Annotated in this window: 15 protein-coding genes; 6 read left to right on the top strand and 9 right to left on the bottom strand. The window is 73.4% G+C overall.

The features are described from left to right. Positions 1 to 3: 3 nt before the first annotated feature. From FEF34_RS31315 to FEF34_RS31295, 5 genes are all read right to left on the bottom strand, one after another. Entirely contained in the window at positions 4 to 669 is a 666-nt protein-coding gene (locus FEF34_RS31315) for a cytochrome b/b6 domain-containing protein (protein WP_138056163.1), read from the bottom strand. Beyond that, positions 611 to 1,459, bottom strand: a complete 849-nt coding sequence (locus tag FEF34_RS31310; protein ID WP_407698366.1) for a molybdopterin-dependent oxidoreductase — start codon at positions 1,457 to 1,459, stop codon at positions 611 to 613. The genes FEF34_RS31315 and FEF34_RS31310 overlap by 59 nt, the downstream gene beginning before the upstream one ends. Positions 1,460 to 1,699: 240 nt before the next feature. Then, complete coding sequence (locus FEF34_RS31305; protein ID WP_138056161.1) at positions 1,700 to 3,265, bottom strand: APC family permease; 1,566 nt, start codon at positions 3,263 to 3,265, stop codon at positions 1,700 to 1,702. Positions 3,266 to 3,295: 30 nt separating this feature from the next. Continuing rightward, positions 3,296 to 4,252 carry a hypothetical protein gene (locus FEF34_RS31300; RefSeq protein WP_171053169.1) on the bottom strand — a complete coding sequence of 319 codons (957 nt, stop codon included), beginning with the start codon at positions 4,250 to 4,252 and terminating at the stop codon, positions 3,296 to 3,298. 258 nt (positions 4,253 to 4,510) lie between these two features. Then, the gene (locus FEF34_RS31295) at positions 4,511 to 6,166 is read right to left on the bottom strand and encodes an FAD-binding dehydrogenase (RefSeq protein WP_138056160.1); all 1,656 of its coding nucleotides are present in this window, start codon (positions 6,164 to 6,166) and stop codon (positions 4,511 to 4,513) included. A gap of 270 nt (positions 6,167 to 6,436) precedes the next feature. Here FEF34_RS31295 and FEF34_RS31290 point away from each other — a divergent pair, with 270 nt between their 5' ends. From FEF34_RS31290 to FEF34_RS31280, 3 genes are all read left to right on the top strand, one after another. Beyond that, positions 6,437 to 6,991 carry an NUDIX hydrolase gene (locus FEF34_RS31290; protein WP_138056159.1) on the top strand — a complete coding sequence of 185 codons (555 nt, stop codon included), beginning with the start codon at positions 6,437 to 6,439 and terminating at the stop codon, positions 6,989 to 6,991. 80 nt (positions 6,992 to 7,071) lie between these two features. Further along, positions 7,072 to 7,461 carry a YidH family protein gene (locus FEF34_RS31285; protein ID WP_138056158.1) on the top strand — a complete coding sequence of 130 codons (390 nt, stop codon included), beginning with the start codon at positions 7,072 to 7,074 and terminating at the stop codon, positions 7,459 to 7,461. After that, positions 7,458 to 7,775 (top strand): DUF202 domain-containing protein, encoded by a 318-nt coding sequence (locus FEF34_RS31280; RefSeq protein WP_138056157.1) that lies wholly within the window; start codon positions 7,458 to 7,460, stop codon positions 7,773 to 7,775. Before FEF34_RS31285 ends, FEF34_RS31280 begins: the two co-directional genes overlap by 4 nt. Before the next feature lie 49 nt (positions 7,776 to 7,824). Here the strand turns inward: FEF34_RS31280 and FEF34_RS31275 are convergent, their stop codons facing one another. Continuing rightward, positions 7,825 to 8,763, bottom strand: coding sequence for an NADP-dependent oxidoreductase (locus FEF34_RS31275; protein ID WP_138056156.1), 939 nt, complete (start codon positions 8,761 to 8,763; stop codon positions 7,825 to 7,827). A 174-nt stretch (positions 8,764 to 8,937) separates the two neighbouring features. Here FEF34_RS31275 and FEF34_RS31270 point away from each other — a divergent pair, with 174 nt between their 5' ends. The 3 genes from FEF34_RS31270 to FEF34_RS31260 all read left to right on the top strand — a co-directional run bounded on the left by FEF34_RS31270 (position 8,938) and on the right by FEF34_RS31260 (position 12,277). Further along, positions 8,938 to 9,234 (top strand): hypothetical protein, encoded by a 297-nt coding sequence (locus tag FEF34_RS31270; protein WP_138056155.1) that lies wholly within the window; start codon positions 8,938 to 8,940, stop codon positions 9,232 to 9,234. Between the two features lie 799 nt (positions 9,235 to 10,033). After that, on the top strand, positions 10,034 to 11,056 hold the full coding sequence (locus FEF34_RS31265) for a phosphotransferase family protein (RefSeq protein ID WP_138056154.1): 1,023 nt from the start codon (positions 10,034 to 10,036) through the stop codon (positions 11,054 to 11,056). Positions 11,057 to 11,062: 6 nt separating this feature from the next. Further along, entirely contained in the window at positions 11,063 to 12,277 is a 1,215-nt protein-coding gene (locus tag FEF34_RS31260; RefSeq protein ID WP_138056153.1) for an acyl-CoA dehydrogenase family protein, read from the top strand. A 75-nt stretch (positions 12,278 to 12,352) separates the two neighbouring features. Here the strand turns inward: FEF34_RS31260 and FEF34_RS31255 are convergent, their stop codons facing one another. The 3 genes from FEF34_RS31255 to FEF34_RS31245 form a co-directional block, all read right to left on the bottom strand. Continuing rightward, positions 12,353 to 12,946: a TetR/AcrR family transcriptional regulator gene (locus tag FEF34_RS31255; protein WP_138056152.1), complete on the bottom strand. Its 594-nt coding sequence runs from the start codon at positions 12,944 to 12,946 to the stop codon at positions 12,353 to 12,355. 70 nt (positions 12,947 to 13,016) lie between these two features. Next, on the bottom strand, positions 13,017 to 14,672 hold the full coding sequence (locus tag FEF34_RS31250) for an AMP-binding protein (protein ID WP_138056151.1): 1,656 nt from the start codon (positions 14,670 to 14,672) through the stop codon (positions 13,017 to 13,019). Further along, positions 14,669 to 15,433: an SDR family oxidoreductase gene (locus tag FEF34_RS31245; RefSeq protein WP_138056150.1), complete on the bottom strand. Its 765-nt coding sequence runs from the start codon at positions 15,431 to 15,433 to the stop codon at positions 14,669 to 14,671. The genes FEF34_RS31250 and FEF34_RS31245 overlap by 4 nt, the downstream gene beginning before the upstream one ends. Positions 15,434 to 15,561: the final 128 nt, after the last annotated feature.

Below are 15,561 nucleotides of genomic sequence, written 5' to 3'. Positions count from 1 at the left end.
CGGTCAGTCCCGGTCGGGATCCCACAGCGGGTGCTCCCGGCGGGCCCACCGGCGCTCGACCGAACCGGAACGCATGCCACGGCGCGCCTCCGGGTCGGCGAACGCCATCCTGATGTGCCCGATCAGTACGACTCCGATGGTGAGCGCCAGCCAGTCGTGGACGAACGTCGCGCCGTTGCGCCAGACCAGCGGGGCGAGATGCGTGAACCACATCAGCAGCCCCGTGCCGAGCATCACCAGCACCGCGCCCGCGATCCACGCCGCGTACAGCTTCTGCCCTGCGTTGAACTTCCCGGCAGGGCGCTCCCCGGGACCGCGCCGGCGGCGGAGCGCGGCCCGCAGCCAGGTGCGGTCGTGCGGCCCGAAGCGGTTCAGCCGCCGCAGGTCCTTCCGGAACGCGCGGGAGGCCAGGCCCAGCAGGAACGGCACCGGTAGCAGCAGCCCGGACCACTCGTGCAGGGTCACCACGAGTGCGCGCCTGCCGACGAGTTCGGCGAGTGCGGGCACGTAGAGACAGGCGGCCGTGGCGACGCACAGCAGCATCAGCGCAGCCGTGGCACGGTGCACCAGGCGCTCGGCGGCGCCGAACCTCCCGACGCGGGCAGAGGGTTCAGGCGGTGGGGGCGTCGTCTCGGCCGTTCGACCGGCCGACCCAGGCGTCGATGTCATAGCCTCGCTCCTCCCAGTACCCGGGGCGCACGTCACGGGTCAGGGAGATCCCGGAGAGCCATTTCGCGGACTTGTAGAAGTACATGGGCGCGACGTACAGCCGTACCGGGCCGCCGTGCGCGTGGGAGAGCGGTTCGTCCTGCATCCGCAGGCAGACGAGGACGTCGGAGCGGCGGGCCTGGTCGAGGGTCAGGCTCTCGCTGTACGCGCCGTCGAAGCAGGTGAACCGGACCGCCCGGGCCTCCGGCCGCACTCCGACGGCGTCCAGCAGCTCCGACAGCCGGACGCCCTCGAACGGGGTGTCGGGGACGCGCCAGCCCGTCACGCACTGGACGTCGCGCACGAGGCGGGTCTGCGGCAGTCTGCGCAGGGCGGCGAGGGTGAACCCGGCGGGGCGCTCGACCAGTCCGCCGACGGTGAGCCGGTAGTCGGCGGCGGTCCTGCGGGGCACGGACGCGGCGACCGAGTAGTAGCGGAAGCCGCCGCCGTTGGGCAGCAGGCCGGTGAGATTGGTCGGGTCCTTGTCGGCGACCGACCCGAGGACGGCCTCCAGGCCGCGCTGGAGCCAGGGCGCGGCGGCGACGCCGGCGGCGCCGAGGCCGAGCACCGTGAGGACCGTACGCCGGCCGACGGGCGCGCCCTCCGAGTCCGGGTCCCGGTCCGGGTCCCGGTCCGGGGCGGGGTCCCGGTCGGGCTCCGGCTCCGGCTCCGGCTCCGGCTCCGGGGCAGCCGACGCGCTCGGGGGCGGTTGCGCCGAAGTGCCCGGGGCGGTGGGCGTGCCCGGCTCCACGGGGGTACCCGGGACGGTGGGCGTGCCCGGCTCCACGGGGGTACCCGGGACGGTGGGCGTGCCCGGCTCCACGGGGGTACCCGGGACGGTGGGCGTGCCCGGCTCCACGGGGGTGCCCGGGGCCGGCGCCGGCGGGTCGGACGGCGCCGGACCCGGGGGCGGGGTGGTTTCGTTCACCCTTGGATTCGAGCACCCGCGGCCGCCGGGATCCAGCTGCCGCGGGTATCCGTCAGAATTCCGTCACACCTGGGCGCCGGGCGCGGGCTCCGTCCCGGCGGCCTGCTCCAGCCGGAAGGCCTCGTTGCCGAGCCCGATCCGGGCGTGCACCTCGGGCCGTACGGACTTCAGGACCACGCCGTAGACCAGCCCCCCGACCAGGGAGCCGCCGATGATGCCGGGCAGGATCCAGCTCAGCGAGGAGCCGGGGCCGGCGCCGATCAGGACGTCGAAGTCCTTCACCGTGTAGACGGCGATCGCGAGGAGAGCGAGTCCCGCGAGCCCGGAGCAGACGAGCCGCCAGGCCAGCGGGCCGGCCGCGCCGCGGCGGACGAAGAAGGCGATCACGGCGAAGGAGGCGGCCGCCATCAGCAGGATCACCCCGAGGGCCCCGATGTTGCCCATCCAGGTGAACAGGCGCAGCACCGGAGTGGTCGGGTCGCCCGCGGGCATGGCGTCGGTGGCGGCGAAGGCGGCGATCACCGCGACGGAGACGACGGACTGGAGCACCGATCCGGTGGCGGGGGCGCCGCTCGTGCGGCTCGTCCGGCCGAAGCCGGCGGGCAGCAGGCCCTCCCTGCCCATGGCGAACGCGTACCGGGCGACGACGTTGTGGAAGCTGAGCAGCGCCGCGAACATACCGGTCAGGAAGAGGACGTGCAGCACATCGGTGAAGGTGGCGCCGAGCCGGCTGCCGGTGAGCGAGAACAGCAGGCCGGGGCCCTGCTCGGCCGCCTCGCGGGTGACGGCGCCGGGGCCGGTGGCGACGGTGAGCGCCCAGGCGCTGAGCGCGAGGAACAGCGCGGCGTAGCCGACGGCGAGGAACATCACGCGTGAGACGACGATCTGGGGACGGCTGGTCTCCTCCGCGTACACCGGGGACTGCTCGAAGCCGACGAACGCCGCGATGCAGAAGCAGAGGGCGGTGCCGAGACCCGCGCCGGTGAGCGTGCCGGGGTCGAAGGCGCTCAGGGAGAGTCCCTCGGGACCGGGGTCGGCGACGGCGGCGACGTCGAAGACGACGACGAGGGCGCACTCGACCACCAGGAGGACGCCGAGCACCCTGGCGTTGAGGTCGATCTTCAGCCAGCCCAGGACGGCGACGACGGCGGCGGCGGCGAGCGCCGGCACCCACCAGGCGACGGTCAGGTCGAGGTGGGCGGCGAGCAGCCCCGAAACCTCGAAGCCGAGGATGCCGTAGATGCCGACCTGCATCGCGCTGTACGCGACGAGGGCGACGAGCGCGGCCCCGGCGCCCGAGGTGGGGCCGAGGCCGCGGGCTATGTAGGCGTAGAAGGCGCCCGCGTTGTGGACGTGGCGGCTCATCTCGGCGTAGCCGACGCTGAACAGCATCAGGACGACGCCGAGGACGACGTACAGCAGGGGCTGGCCGACGATGCCCATCACGCCGTAGACGGTGGGCATGACCCCGGCCACCACCATCAGCGGTGCGCTGGCCGCGAGGACCGAGAGCAGCAGGCCCGCGGTCCCGAGCCGGCCGGCCCGCAGCGCCCGTTCCTGTCCTTTGTAGGTGTTGATCTCGCTCGTGCTGGTGGCGCTCGTGCTGGTGCTCGAACTGGCCGGCGGCATGGCGGGGCGGTCCCTTCGGGGATGGGTGGTTCAGACGGAGCCGAGCGCGGCGTCGCGCGCGGCCTGGAAAGCGTGGTGCGGGTCCCGGTCCGGATAGGACCAGGGGTCTGGGGTGGCGTGCGGCCCGATGCGGTGGAACAGGGCCGCCGCCTCGGCGGAGCGTCCCTCGCAGTACTTGGCGTGGGCGAGGTAGTTGAGGTCGAGACGGTTGCGCGGGTGGTCCTCGCCCTCCCACTCCAGCCACCAGTCGAAGGCCGCCTTCATCACCAGGCGGGCCCGCCGGCCGGTCCAGTGGCCGGAGGCGAGGGGGTCGACCGGCTCGCGGCCGGCCGCCGCCAGCACCCGGTACCGCTCGGCGTGCGCGACGACGGGCAAAACCGCGAGGGGGGAGTCGGCCGGGGCCTGCTCGGCCGCCCAGGACGCGAAGTCGTACACCTCGTGGAGCGGGTCCTGCCCGGCACCGGCACGGCGTTCGGCGAGCCGGGCGGCCATCAGATGGTGCGCGTGGTGGTGCTCGGGGTGACGGACCCGTACCTCGTCGAAGAGACGGGCGACCTCCCCCTCGGTGCCCAGGGTGCGGGCGAGGAGCAACTGGGCGAGCCACGGCGTCGGGTCCCGGGGCGCGAGCCCCGCCGCCACGAGGCAGGCGGCCCTGGCGGACTCCGGCCGTTCCTTGCCGCGCAGAGCGGCCCGGACCTCGGCGCAGGCGAGCAGCACTGCGGCGTCGGCGCTGTCAGGCTCCGCCAGGAGCCAGTCACGCGCCCAGGCGGCGCTCGACGGCGGCTCGCCGAGGACGACGAGCCGATGGCCCCGGCGGTCCCAGTCGTCACCGGTCGCCGTGAGCAGCGACCGCACGGCGCTCCACCGGCCGTGGGTCAACTGTGCTCGTGCCGACGCGAGTTCAGTGTCGTCGAGTGCGGTGTCGAAGGGCCGGCCGGAGCGCCCGGCGCGACGGCGGCGGCCGAGCGGAGGCGGAGGTGGGGGCATCCGCGTTGCTACTTTCACATCAGACTGTGAGCGAATGATCGCGCTCAGCAAAGCGGCAGCGAAGGCTCCCCGTCAAGGCCGGCCCTTCCGCAACCCCGCCGCTGCCCATCCGCGCCACGCGGGACAGGTCAACCCGCCCCGCGCACCAGCGGGTTGGTCAGGGCCACTGTCCTGCGGAGATGCCCTCGAACCGCCTCCGCGCAACCCGCCCCGGGCCGCCCGCCATGTCCCACCGGCGCCACACCCACGCGCCCCCGGTCACGACACCGCCTTCGCCGCCGCCCTGCCCGCCGCGCGCCCCGAGAAGATGCAGCCGCCGAGGAAGGTGCCCTCGAGGGAGCGGTAGCCGTGCACGCCGCCGCCGCCGAACCCGGCTGCCTCGCCCGCCGCGTACAGCCCCGGCAGCGGCTCGCCGCCGTCGGCGAGGACCCGGGACGAGAGGTCCGTCTCCAGGCCCCCGAGCGACTTCCGGGTGAGGATGTTGAGCCGCACGGCGATGAGGGGACCTGCCCCGGGGTCGAGGATGCGATGCGGGGACGCGGTGCGGATGAGCCTGTCGCCGAGGTACTTGCGGGCGCCGCGGATGGCCGTGACCTGGAGGTCCTTGGTGAAGGGATTGGCGATCTCCCTGTCCCGGGCGATGATCTCGCGGCGCAGCGCGGCCTCGTCGATGAGGGGTTCCTCGGTGAGCGCGTTCATCCCTCGCACCAGCGCCGTCAGGTCCTTCTCGACCACGAAGTCGGCCCCGTTGTCCATGAACGCCCTGACGGGCCCCGGCACTTCGGCCCGCGCCCGGCCGATGACCCCGCGCACGGAGCGGCCGGTGAGGTCGGGGTTCTGCTCACTGCCGGAGAGTGCGAACTCCTTGCCGATGATGCGCTGGTCGAGCACGAACCAGGTGTGGTCGTGGCCGGTCCGGGTGATGTGCTCCAGCGTGCCGAGTGTGTCGAAGCCGGGGAACAGCGGGACGGGCAGTCGCCGTCCGCGCGCGTCCAGCCAGAGCGAGGACGGCCCGGGCAGGATGCGGATGCCGTGCCGGGCCCAGATCGGGTTCCAGTTCTCGATGCCCTCGGTGTAGTGCCACATGCGGTCGCGGTTGATGTGGCGGGCGCCGGCCGACTCGGCGATGCCGAGCATCAGTCCGTCGACATGTGCCGGGACGCCGGAGAGCAGCTTCCCGGGCGGGGTGCCGAGCCGCTCGGGCCACTGGGCGCGTACGAGGTCGTGGTTGCCGCCGATGCCGCCGGAGGTGACGACGACGGCCTGGGCGCGGAGTTCGAACGACCCGGTGACCTCGCGGCTGCTCGCCTCGCCCCGCTCCACCGCGGACGGCTCCAGGATCTCGCCGGTGACGGTGTCGAGGGCTCCCGAGGTACGGGCGAGCCCCGTCACCCGGTGGCGGAAGCGCAGTTCGACCAGTCCGCGGGCGACGCCTTCCCTCACCCGGCGCTCGAACGGCTCGATGATGCCGGGCCCGGTCCCCCAGGTGATGTGGAACCGGGGTACCGAGTTGCCGTGCCCGTTCGCGTCGTAGCCACCGCGCTCGGCCCAGCCGACGACCGGAAAGAACCTGACGCCCTGGGCGTGCAGCCAGGGCCGCTTCTCACCGGCGGCGAAGTCGACGTAGGCCTCCGCCCAGCGGCGTGGCCAGTGGTCCTCGTCGCGGTCGAACCCGGCCGTGCCGAGCCAGTCCTGCAACGCCAGGTCGTGGCTGTCCTTGATGCGCATCCGCCGCTGCTCCGGCGAGTCGACCAGGAAGAGGCCGCCGAACGACCAGTGGGCCTGCCCGCCGAACGACTGCTCCGGCTCCTGGTCGAGCAGGATGACCTTCCGCCCGGCGTCGACGAGTTCCGCGGTGGCCACGAGACCCGCCAGCCCTGCCCCGATCACGATGACATCGGCGTCGTTCGCCATGGTTGGTGTCCCTCTCGGAGCGGGCGCCCGGCGGCGCGACCCAGTGCGATGGCTCCGATCTTCTGTACGCGGCAGTAACTCGTCAACACTTCCCACCGGGGAAAGTGGCGGCGGTGGCCACGGACCCCGAGGCGCGGTCCACGGGCCGGGCCGGAGTCCGCTTCCGGCCGTCTCGCCCGCGGTTCGCCGGCGGTCCGGGGGACGGGTCGCCGGGCCGCTTCCCCTTCCGGCCGGCCCGGCGTCCGCTCCCCCGGCTGGTTGGATGGCGCCATGAACACCTCTGCGCATCCCTCCGAGGAGATCCTGGACATCGTCGACGAGAACGACGAGGTCGTGGGCCGGGCGCCGCGCGGCGAGGCCTACGCGCGCGGCCTGCGGCACCGCGCCGTGTTCGTCCTCGCGCGGGACGTCGAGGGGCGGGTCTTCGTGCACCGCCGCACGGCGACGAAGCTCGTCTTCCCGTCCCTGTACGACATGTTCGTCGGCGGTGTCGTCGGGGCGGGCGAGTCGTACGACGACGCGGCGCTGCGCGAGGCCGAGGAGGAGCTGGGGGTCCGTGGGCTGCCGCGTCCGGTCCCGCTCTTCAAGTTCCTCTACGAGGCGTCCGCGCCGGCGCCGGCCGGCGGACCCGAGCCGGTCTGGCACACCTGGTGGTCGGCCGTCTACGAGGTGCGCTGCGAACTCCCGGTGCGTCCGCAGGCGGAGGAGGTCGCCTGGCACCGGTTCCTGCCCGAGTCCGAGCTGGAGGCGCGGCTCGACGAGTGGGAGTGGGTCCCGGACGGGCTGGCGGCATACGAGCGGCTGCGACGGGAGCGGGAGCACTGAGCGCCCCCGTCCGGCGGCGCCACGGCACCGTGGCCCCGCCGGACGGGGTGTCGCCCCACCGCGCGGGTAGGGTGCGGCGCGTGAGCGACTTCGTACGGAGCCTGCGCCTGTGGTTCGCGCCGCAGCGGATCCAGGAGGAGGGCGAGACCCCGGACTACCGGTTCTCGCTCGCCAACGAGCGCACGTTCCTCGCCTGGATCCGGACCGCGCTCGCGCTCATCGCGGGGGGTTTCGCCGTCGACCAGTTCCTGCCCGATCTGCGGTGGGGGATTCGCGTGGGACTGTCGCTCGCACTGATCGGGGCGGGGGTGCTGTGCGCGTTCCGCGCGGTCCACCACTGGGTGCGCTGCGAGCTGGCGATGCGGCGCGGCGAGGACCTGCCGCTGTCCCGCTTCCCCTCCCTGCTGGCCCTGGTCGTGGGCGCCGTCTCGGTCACCATGGTGCTGGTCGTGGCCTCGGGGCGGGGATGAGCGCCCTCACGCGCGATCCGGGGCTCCAGCCGGAGCGGACCCGGCTGGCCTGGCGGCGTACGACGCTGGCGTTCACGGTCGCGGCGGTGCTCGCGGTCCGTCAGGTGGTGCGCCACGGCACGGTGACGGCGGGCGATGGCGTCTCCTTCGCGTTGAGCGCGGCGGTGTGGCTCGGATTCCTCGCGGTGGCGCACCGGCGCGTCCGGACCATGGCCCTGGGACGGCCTCCGGGTGCGATGCCCTTCGGCCAGGCGATCGCGGCGACCGCCTGCACGCTCGCACTCGCCGTGTTCGCCGTCGCCATCGTGTGGTGAGGGGGCACCTGCGGGAAGCGGCCGGCGAGGGGCGGGGCGTCCCCTGCCGTCAGGAGGCGTCCGCGACGGTGACGACGATCTTGCCGCGGGTGTGGCCTTCCTGGCTGAGCCGGTGCGCCTCGGCCGTCCGCTCCAGCGGGAGGACCCGCGCCACATGGACGGAGACGACCTCCTCCTCGGCCAGTTCGCTGAGCCGGTAGAGGTCGGCCGTGTTGGGCCGTACGAACACATAGCGCCCGCCCAGCCCGGTCACGGCGTGATCGGCGATGGAGGCGATCCTGCCGCCCTCGGCGAGCAGCGGGGCTGACTGCGCCAGGGCCTCTCCCCCCACGCAGTCGAAGACCGCGCTCACCCCGTCCGGGGCCAGGGCCCGTACCCGCTCGGCCAGCCCCTCGCCGTACGCCACCGGCTCGGCGCCCAGGTCGCGCAGGTACTCGTGGGACGGTTCGCTCCCGGTGCCGATCACCCGCGCGCCGAAGTGCCGCGCCAGCTGGACCGCGATCGATCCCACCCCGCCGGCCGCCGCGTGGACCAGGACCGTGTCGCCATGCGTGACGCCGCCCAGCCCCTGGGTGATCACCTGGTAGGCGGTGAGGCCTGCCAGCGGCAGCCCGGCCGCCTCCTCGAAGCTCAGATTGCGCGGCTTGCGGGCGAGGGTGCGGACCGGGGCCGCGACGTACTCGGCGAAGGTGCCTCGCGACAGGAAGTCCTCACGGACGTACCCGATGACCTCCTCGCCCTCGGAGAACTCGGGAACCGACACCCCCGGCCTGACGACGACACCGGAGAGGTCCCAGCCCGGGACGACCGGGAAGACGGCGTCGAGGACCGGATCCAGATGGCCCTCGCGGCACTTCCAGTCGACCGGGTTGACGGCCGCCGCGCGCACCTTGACCAGGACGGAGTCCGGGCCGAGCTTGGGCATCGGGAGCTCGCCGCACTCCAGCACCTCGGGACCGCCGTAGCGGCGGTAGCTGATCGCCTTCATACGTCCGACACTCCGGCGCGCGCATGCGTTCCGCAAGCCGGAGCGCCTTGGCTCGGGGGGAAAGGCTCGCGGCGCGATCGAAGAAAACAGAACAAACAGACTTTCCGGACTAGCGTGGTGCCGGCCGATGGTCACCGGACCATCGCCGCCCGATCGACTCCGAAGGTGAGCAGCATGACCGTTCTCCACCAGGAACACCCCACCCACGAGCACGCCCACGGCCCGGGTTGCGGGCACACCGAGATCGTGCACGGCGATCACATCGACTACGCGCACGACGGCCACATGCACCGCTCTCACCAGGGCCACTGGGACGAGTGCGAACCGGGTGGACACCACACCCACGCCGACCACCCCCATCAGCACGGGCAGGGCTGCGGGCACGTGTCGGTCCGGCACGGCGACCACGTCGACTACGTCCACGACGGCCACCGCCACGCGGCCCACGACGGGCACTGGGACGACCACTGACGCGACCCCGCCCCGACCTCCGGCCCGGCACCACCCGCGGCTGATCCGCCCCGGCACCACCCGTACCGCGGACCGCGGGTGACACGGCCGCCCGCCCCCCGGAGCGCGGCGCGGTGTTCACCGGAACCCCGGCTCACCAGGGTGGAACACCCCTCGCCCCGACGGTCTCGCCGAGCGGTTCGCCCCGCGCGCTCGGGCCGTTCCGCCCCCTCGGCGCCGAGAACGTCGCCCCGGCCGAGGGACACCGATCCGGCGGCCCACGACGCACGCGGTCCGCCTGCCTCGCCGAGCGCGTCGAGGCAGGCGGCCTCGACGGCGCGGAAGACCGGGAACCGGCGCTTCCCCGCCTCTCCACACCTCTGCGGTCCGCCCGCGTCGGCCCGCGTCGGCCCGCTCGCCGAGGCCCGTGAGGCACCGCACACCTGACCGGTCAGGACGCGCAGGCCGTTCAGATCCATGACCGAACGCCCCGGCGGGACCTCGGCGAGCGGGCCGGGCGGGGCGTCCCGCCGCGGACACACGCACCGCACTCCCCGGGCGGACCATGTCGGCGCGGCCTCGATGTGGAGGAACGGAGGACGCACCGGGTGGCCGGCGGGGCGGCCCGGGGCGGCCCCGCCGGCCGGGCCTCGACGATGATCGGCGCTTTACCCATGCATGAACGGCGTTCACCCACGCGTTCGTACGACCAGGCCCGGGAGTCGGGTTCACGCACTGGCGCCGCCTCACCCTGGACGACATACCGACTGGTCGGTCATCATGAGCGCACCCGATCTGCCGCCCCACCGGAGGTACCCCGATGAGCTCAGTCCACCCCCCGGGCCTCGACCCCGACCGGCTGCGGGTCCATCTCGACCGCGCGCGGCCGGGCCTGGTGAGCGGACCGCTCGAGGCCCGGCTGATCCAGGGCGGCCGTTCGAACCTCACCTACGCCGTCACGGACGGCGCCGGCCGGTGGATCGTCCGGCGCCCGCCCCTCGGCCATGTGCTCGCCACCGCTCACGACATGAAGCGCGAGCACCGGGTCATCAGCGCGCTGCACCCGACGGCCGTCCCGGTGCCTGAGCCGCTGCTGCTGTGCGAGGACGAGGACGTGCTCGGCGCGCCCTTCTACGTCATGGAGTTCGTCGAGGGCACTCCGTACCGCACGGCGGAGCAGCTGGCGCCACTCGGCCCCGAGCGGACCCGCGAGGCCGTCCTCGGTCTCGTCGACACCCTCGTCGATCTGCACGCCGTGGACCCGGAGGCCGTGGGGCTGGGCGACTTCGGCCGCCCGGAGGGCTTCCTCGACCGTCAGCTGCGCCGCTGGGGCAAGCAGCTCGCCGCCTCCCGGGGCCGCGACCTCGCGGGCATCGACGAACTGCACGCAGCCCTCGGCCGCACCCTGCCGCGCTCCCCCGCGCCCACCGTCGTCCACGGCGACTACCGCCTCGACAACGTGCTGGTGGGCGAGGACGACCGGATCAAGGCCGTCCTCGACTGGGAGATGTCCACGCTCGGCGACCCGCTCACCGACCTCGGGCTGCTGGTGATGTACAGCCGGAAGCTGGAGCTGCCGGACTCCCCCGTCAGCACCACGGCCGGGGCGGCCGGCCACCCGGACGCCGAGGAGCTGGTCGAGCGCTACACGGCCCGTTCCGGCCGGGACACCTCCGCCGTCTCCTGGTACACGGCGTTCGCCTGGTTCAAGCTCGCCGTGATCCTGGAGGGCATCCACTACCGCTACACACTCGGCCAGACCGTCGGCGCCGGCTTCGACCGGATCGGCGAACTCGTCCCCTTGTTCATCGACCACGGCCTCACCACCCTTCAGGAAGGCTGATCACCCATGGACTTCGCATTCGACGCCCGCACCGAGGAGCTGCGGGCGAGGCTGCTCGCCTTCATGGACGAGTACGTGTACCCGGCCGAGCCGGTCGAGCAGGAGCAGCGCGCGAAGCTCGCCTCCCCGTGGGACACCCCGGCGGTGACGGAGGAGCTCAAGGCGGAGGCACGCCGGCAGGGACTGTGGAACCTCTTCCTGCCCGACTCCGAGCACGGCGCCGGGCTGACGAACCTCCAGTACGCGCCGCTCGCCGAGATCACCGGCCGCAGCCCCCACCTGGCACCGATCGCACTGAACTGCGCGGCGCCGGACACCGGCAACATGGAGGTGCTGGCCCAGTTCGGCACCGAGGAGCAGAAGAAGCAGTGGCTGGAGCCGCTGCTGGCCGGCGACATCCGCTCCGCCTTCGCCATGACCGAGCCCGAGGTGGCGTCGTCGGACGCGACGAACATCGAGACCCGGATCGAGCGCCGGGGCGACGAGTACGTCGTCAACGGCCGCAAGTGGTACATCTCCGGGGCGATGAACCCCGACTGCCGGATCTTCATCGTGATGGGCAAGACCGACCCGGAGGGCGCGGACATCCGGCGCCAGCAGTCGATGCTCCTCGTCCCGCGCGACACCCCCGGTGTGGAGGTGCGCAGGGCGATGCGGGTGTACGGCTTCGAGGACCACTCCCACGGGGGCCACGCCGAGGTCGTGTTCGACGACGTGCGGGTACCGGTGTCGAATCTGGTCGGCGAGGAGGGCGGCGGCTTCGCGATCGCCCAGGCGCGCCTCGGGCCGGGCCGCATCCACCACTGCATGCGGCTGATCGGCATGGCCGAGCGGGCGATCGAGCTGATGTGCCGGCGGGCCGTGTCCCGTACGGCCTTCGGCAAGCCGATCGCCCAGCAGGGCGTCGTGCAGAACTGGATCGCCGACGCCCGGGTGACCGTGGAGCAGCTGCGGCTCCTGGTGCTGAAGACCGCCTGGCTGATGGACACGGTCGGCAACCGCGGTGCCCACACCGAGATCCAGGCGATCAAGATCGCCACACCGCGTGCGGTCGTGGACGTCCTGGACAAGGCGGTCCAGGTGCACGGCGCGGGCGGGGTGAGCCAGGACTTCCCGCTGGCCGAGCTGTGGGCGGCGGCGCGGACGCTGCAGCTGGCGGACGGCCCGGACGAGGTGCACCAGCGGTCGCTGGCGCGGCGCGAGCTGAAGAAGTACCGGTAGCGGACGCGCCTCCGGCGTGGGGCGCCGGAGGGCCTGAGCCCTCCGGCGCCCCACGCCGACCGCACCCGCGGGGTGTCAGGGACGCAGTGCCCTGAGCAGCAGGTCGGCGAGGTGGTCGGCGACCTGCTGCGGGCTGAGCGGGCCGTCGGGGCGGTACCAGGTGGACAGATGGTGCACGGAGCCGAAGTGGTAGTCCACCACCAGGTCGGCGGGGGTCGCGTCGGAGAACACCCCGCTCTCCTGCCCCTCCTCGATGAGTGCGCGGAACCGCTCGTGGTAGCGGCGGCGCTCGGCGCGGACCTGCTTGTTCTTCTCCGGGCTGAGATGGTGCATCGAACGGAAGAAGATCGAGGCGTCGTCGAGGTTCTCGATGGTGGTGACGACCACGTCGGCGGCCGCCGACCTCAGCCGTTCGTCGACGGGGGCGTCCGCCTCCGCGAAGGCGTCCAGGCGCTCCTGCTGGAGTCTCAGGACCCGGGAGTAGACCTCCTGGAGCAGGTCCTCCTTGGACCCGAAGTAGTGGTAGAGGGCGCCCTTGGTGACGCCCGCCGCCTCGACGATCTCCTGGACGGACGTGCGGTCGTAGCCCTGCTCGGCGAAGAGCCGGGTGGCGGCGGCCAGCAGCCTCTGGGGGACGGGGGTGCCGTTCCCGTCCGTCGTCCTGGCCATTGCCGCCACCCGCCTTTCCGCTCGGTCGCCGTGCGCCGAAGTCCCCTCGTGGCCGGGGCGCGGCGCTGTCTCAGGTGCGGGAACGCAGTTCCCGCCTGAGGATCTTCCCACTAGTCGTCTTCGGGAGCTCGTCCAGGATCTCCACCTGCCGCGGGTACTTGTACGCGGCGAGGCGGTCGGCGCAGTATCCGGCGAGTTCGTCGGGGCCGACGGCCGTACCGGGCAGGAGGCTGACGTACGCCTTGACGGTCTCGCCCCGGTAGGCGTGCGGCACGCCGACGACGGCCGCCTCCCGGACGGCCGGGTGGGTGTGGAGGACGTCCTCGACCTCGCGCGGCCAGACCTTGAAGCCCGAGGCGTTGATCATGTCCTTCTTTCGGTCGACCACGTAGAGCCAGCCGTCGGCGTCCATGAAGCCGATGTCCCCGGTGCGCAGCTCGCCGTCGGGGAAGCCGGCCGCGGTGGCCTCGGGCAGCCGCCAGTAGCCGGGCACGACCTGCGGTCCGCGGACGGCGATCTCGCCGTGCTCACCGAACGGGACCTCGTCGCCGTTGTCGTCGAGGATCCGTACGACGGTGTCCGGCCCGGGGACGCCGACGGAGAGAGTGCCGGAGGCGGGGTCGACCGGGGCCTCCTTCTCGGGAGGCACCGAGGCGCAGGGCGCAGTGCACTCGGTGAGCCCGTAGCCGTTGCGGATGTAGGGCCCGAAGCCCGCGCGGAACTTCTCCACCAGGGCGGGCGGCACGGGCGCGCCCCCGGAGGAGACGACGGCGAAGGACGCGAAGTGGTCGGGGCCGGCGCCGGGATGGGCGGCCAGCGCCATGAAGGCGGTGGAGGGGCCGACGGTGTAGGCGGGCCGGTGTTCGAGGAAGGCGTCGAGGACGACGCCCGCGTCGAAGCGGTACGCGAGCGCGAGGGTGCCCGCGTTGGCCACGCAGGCCGCGAGTTCGCACACCATGCCCGTGATGTGGAAGAGCGGTGCCAGGGCGAAGTAGCAGGCGCCTTCGGGGACGGGGTGGCCGTTGCGCTGGCGCTCGGCGTTGAAGGTGATGCCGCCGTGCAGGTTCATGGCGCCCTTCGGCCGGCCGCTGGTGCCGGAGGTGTAGCTGATGAGGGCCACGTCGGTGGCGGCCGGGTCCCGGCCCTCGGGCGCGGCGAGCCCGGCGCGGGCGACGGTGACGAGGTCGTCGGTGTCGTGGGGCGCAGGCAGCCGCTCGAAGCCGAGGACGCGGTCGTCGTCGCGCGTCTGGAGGTCCAGCTCGCAGGCGGTGACGGCGAACCGGACGGGGCTGGCCGCGGCGGTGTCGCGCAGATGCGTCTCCCAGGCGCGGTCGGAGCAGATCAGCACCGTCGCGCCCGAGTCCTCCAGGGCATGGGCGACCTCGGCCGACTTGTACATGGGGTTCAGCGGGACGACGGTCGCCCCGGCCTTCCACGCGCCGAGCAGGGCGAGGACGAACTGGGGGGTGTTCTGCAGCATCACGGCCACCCGGTCGCCGGGGGCCACTCCCCGGGCGGCGAGACGGCCGGCGACGGAGTCGGAGAGCGCGTCGGTCTCGCGGTAGCTGAGGCGCCCGTCGAAGTAGGCGAGGGCCGTGCGGTCCGGGGCGCGTCCGACCGCGGCGCGGAAGGAGTGCACGACGCTCGTGGGCGGGTGCACGGGGGCGCGCTGGGCGTCGGTCAGCTGGGAGAGCCAGGGCCGGGCCGCGTAGGGGGAGGCGGTCATCGGGCCGTGCCCTCCCACTTCTGCTGGATGTGGTTCATGCTGCCCAGCCAGCGCTCGGGGTCGCCGGCGCGGGCCTGATGGTAACCGGCGACCTCGGGGTGCGGCAGGATGAGGAAGCGGTCCGTCTCGATGCCCTCGAACAGGGCGTCGGCGACGTCCTCGGGATCGATGGCGCCGGGGGCGAGGACGAGTTCGCCCGCCGAACCCGCCGCGGTCAGCATGTCCGTGCGGACGCCCTGCGGGCATATCGCGTGGACCTTCAGGCCGCGGTGACGGTACGTCAGCGACAGCCACTCGGCGAAGGCGAGCGCGCCGTGCTTGGTGACGCTGTACGGGGCCGCGCCGATCATCGTGAGAAGTCCGGCGGCGGACACGGTGGAGACGAACCGGCCGCTGCCACGCTCCAGCCAGCCGGGAAGCAGCGTGCGCACGGCGCGGACGTGCGCCATCACGTTCACGTCCCAGGCGGAGGCCCAGACGTCCTCGTCGGCGAGGGCGTCGCCGGGCGAGGCGAGTCCGGCGTTGGCGCAGTAGACGTCGACGGTGCCGCCGAGCGCTTCCCTGGCCTCGTCGACGACGGTGGAGGCGTCGCCGGGGACGGCGAGGGCGCCGATCCCGTCCGCGACGGCCTTGGTCCTGCCGGGGTCGATGTCGTTGACGACGACGCGTGCCCCCTCCGCCGCGAATCGGCGGGCGAGCGCGGCGCCGATGCCGCCGCCCGCGCCGGTGACCACCACGTTCGCGCCCTGCACCGTACTCATCGGACCTGCCTCTCCGTCGCGGCTCACTCAGAACGGCAGACTAACCAGTCGGTATGTGCACGCGGAAGAGGGCCGTGGCGGACGTCGCGCCGGGAGCGTTCCCCACGACACGGGCCCGCGCTAGCGTT

Source organism: Streptomyces marianii (assembly GCF_005795905.1).
Taxonomy (GTDB): domain Bacteria; phylum Actinomycetota; class Actinomycetes; order Streptomycetales; family Streptomycetaceae; genus Streptomyces; species Streptomyces marianii.
This window is presented reverse-complemented; position numbering and strand designations above follow the sequence as displayed.

Bases quoted from the DNA above. Each gene is read 5' to 3' on its own strand.
- FEF34_RS31300 (WP_171053169.1), bottom strand. From the start codon at position 4,252: ATGCCCCCACCTCCGCCTCCGCTCGGCCGCCGCCGTCGCGCCGGGCGC.
- FEF34_RS31265 (WP_138056154.1), top strand. From the start codon at position 10,034: ATGAGCTCAGTCCACCCCCCGGGCCTCGACCCCGACCGGCTGCGGGTC.
- FEF34_RS31260 (WP_138056153.1), top strand. From the start codon at position 11,063: ATGGACTTCGCATTCGACGCCCGCACCGAGGAGCTGCGGGCGAGGCTG.
- FEF34_RS31305 (WP_138056161.1), bottom strand. From the start codon at position 3,265: ATGCCGCCGGCCAGTTCGAGCACCAGCACGAGCGCCACCAGCACGAGC.
- FEF34_RS31255 (WP_138056152.1), bottom strand. From the start codon at position 12,946: ATGGCCAGGACGACGGACGGGAACGGCACCCCCGTCCCCCAGAGGCTG.
- FEF34_RS31250 (WP_138056151.1), bottom strand. From the start codon at position 14,672: ATGACCGCCTCCCCCTACGCGGCCCGGCCCTGGCTCTCCCAGCTGACC.
- FEF34_RS31315 (WP_138056163.1), bottom strand. From the start codon at position 669: ATGACATCGACGCCTGGGTCGGCCGGTCGAACGGCCGAGACGACGCCC.
- FEF34_RS31275 (WP_138056156.1), bottom strand. From the start codon at position 8,763: ATGAAGGCGATCAGCTACCGCCGCTACGGCGGTCCCGAGGTGCTGGAG.
- FEF34_RS31280 (WP_138056157.1), top strand. From the start codon at position 7,458: ATGAGCGCCCTCACGCGCGATCCGGGGCTCCAGCCGGAGCGGACCCGG.
- FEF34_RS31295 (WP_138056160.1), bottom strand. From the start codon at position 6,166: ATGGCGAACGACGCCGATGTCATCGTGATCGGGGCAGGGCTGGCGGGT.
- FEF34_RS31270 (WP_138056155.1), top strand. From the start codon at position 8,938: ATGACCGTTCTCCACCAGGAACACCCCACCCACGAGCACGCCCACGGC.
- FEF34_RS31290 (WP_138056159.1), top strand. From the start codon at position 6,437: ATGAACACCTCTGCGCATCCCTCCGAGGAGATCCTGGACATCGTCGAC.
- FEF34_RS31245 (WP_138056150.1), bottom strand. From the start codon at position 15,433: ATGAGTACGGTGCAGGGCGCGAACGTGGTGGTCACCGGCGCGGGCGGC.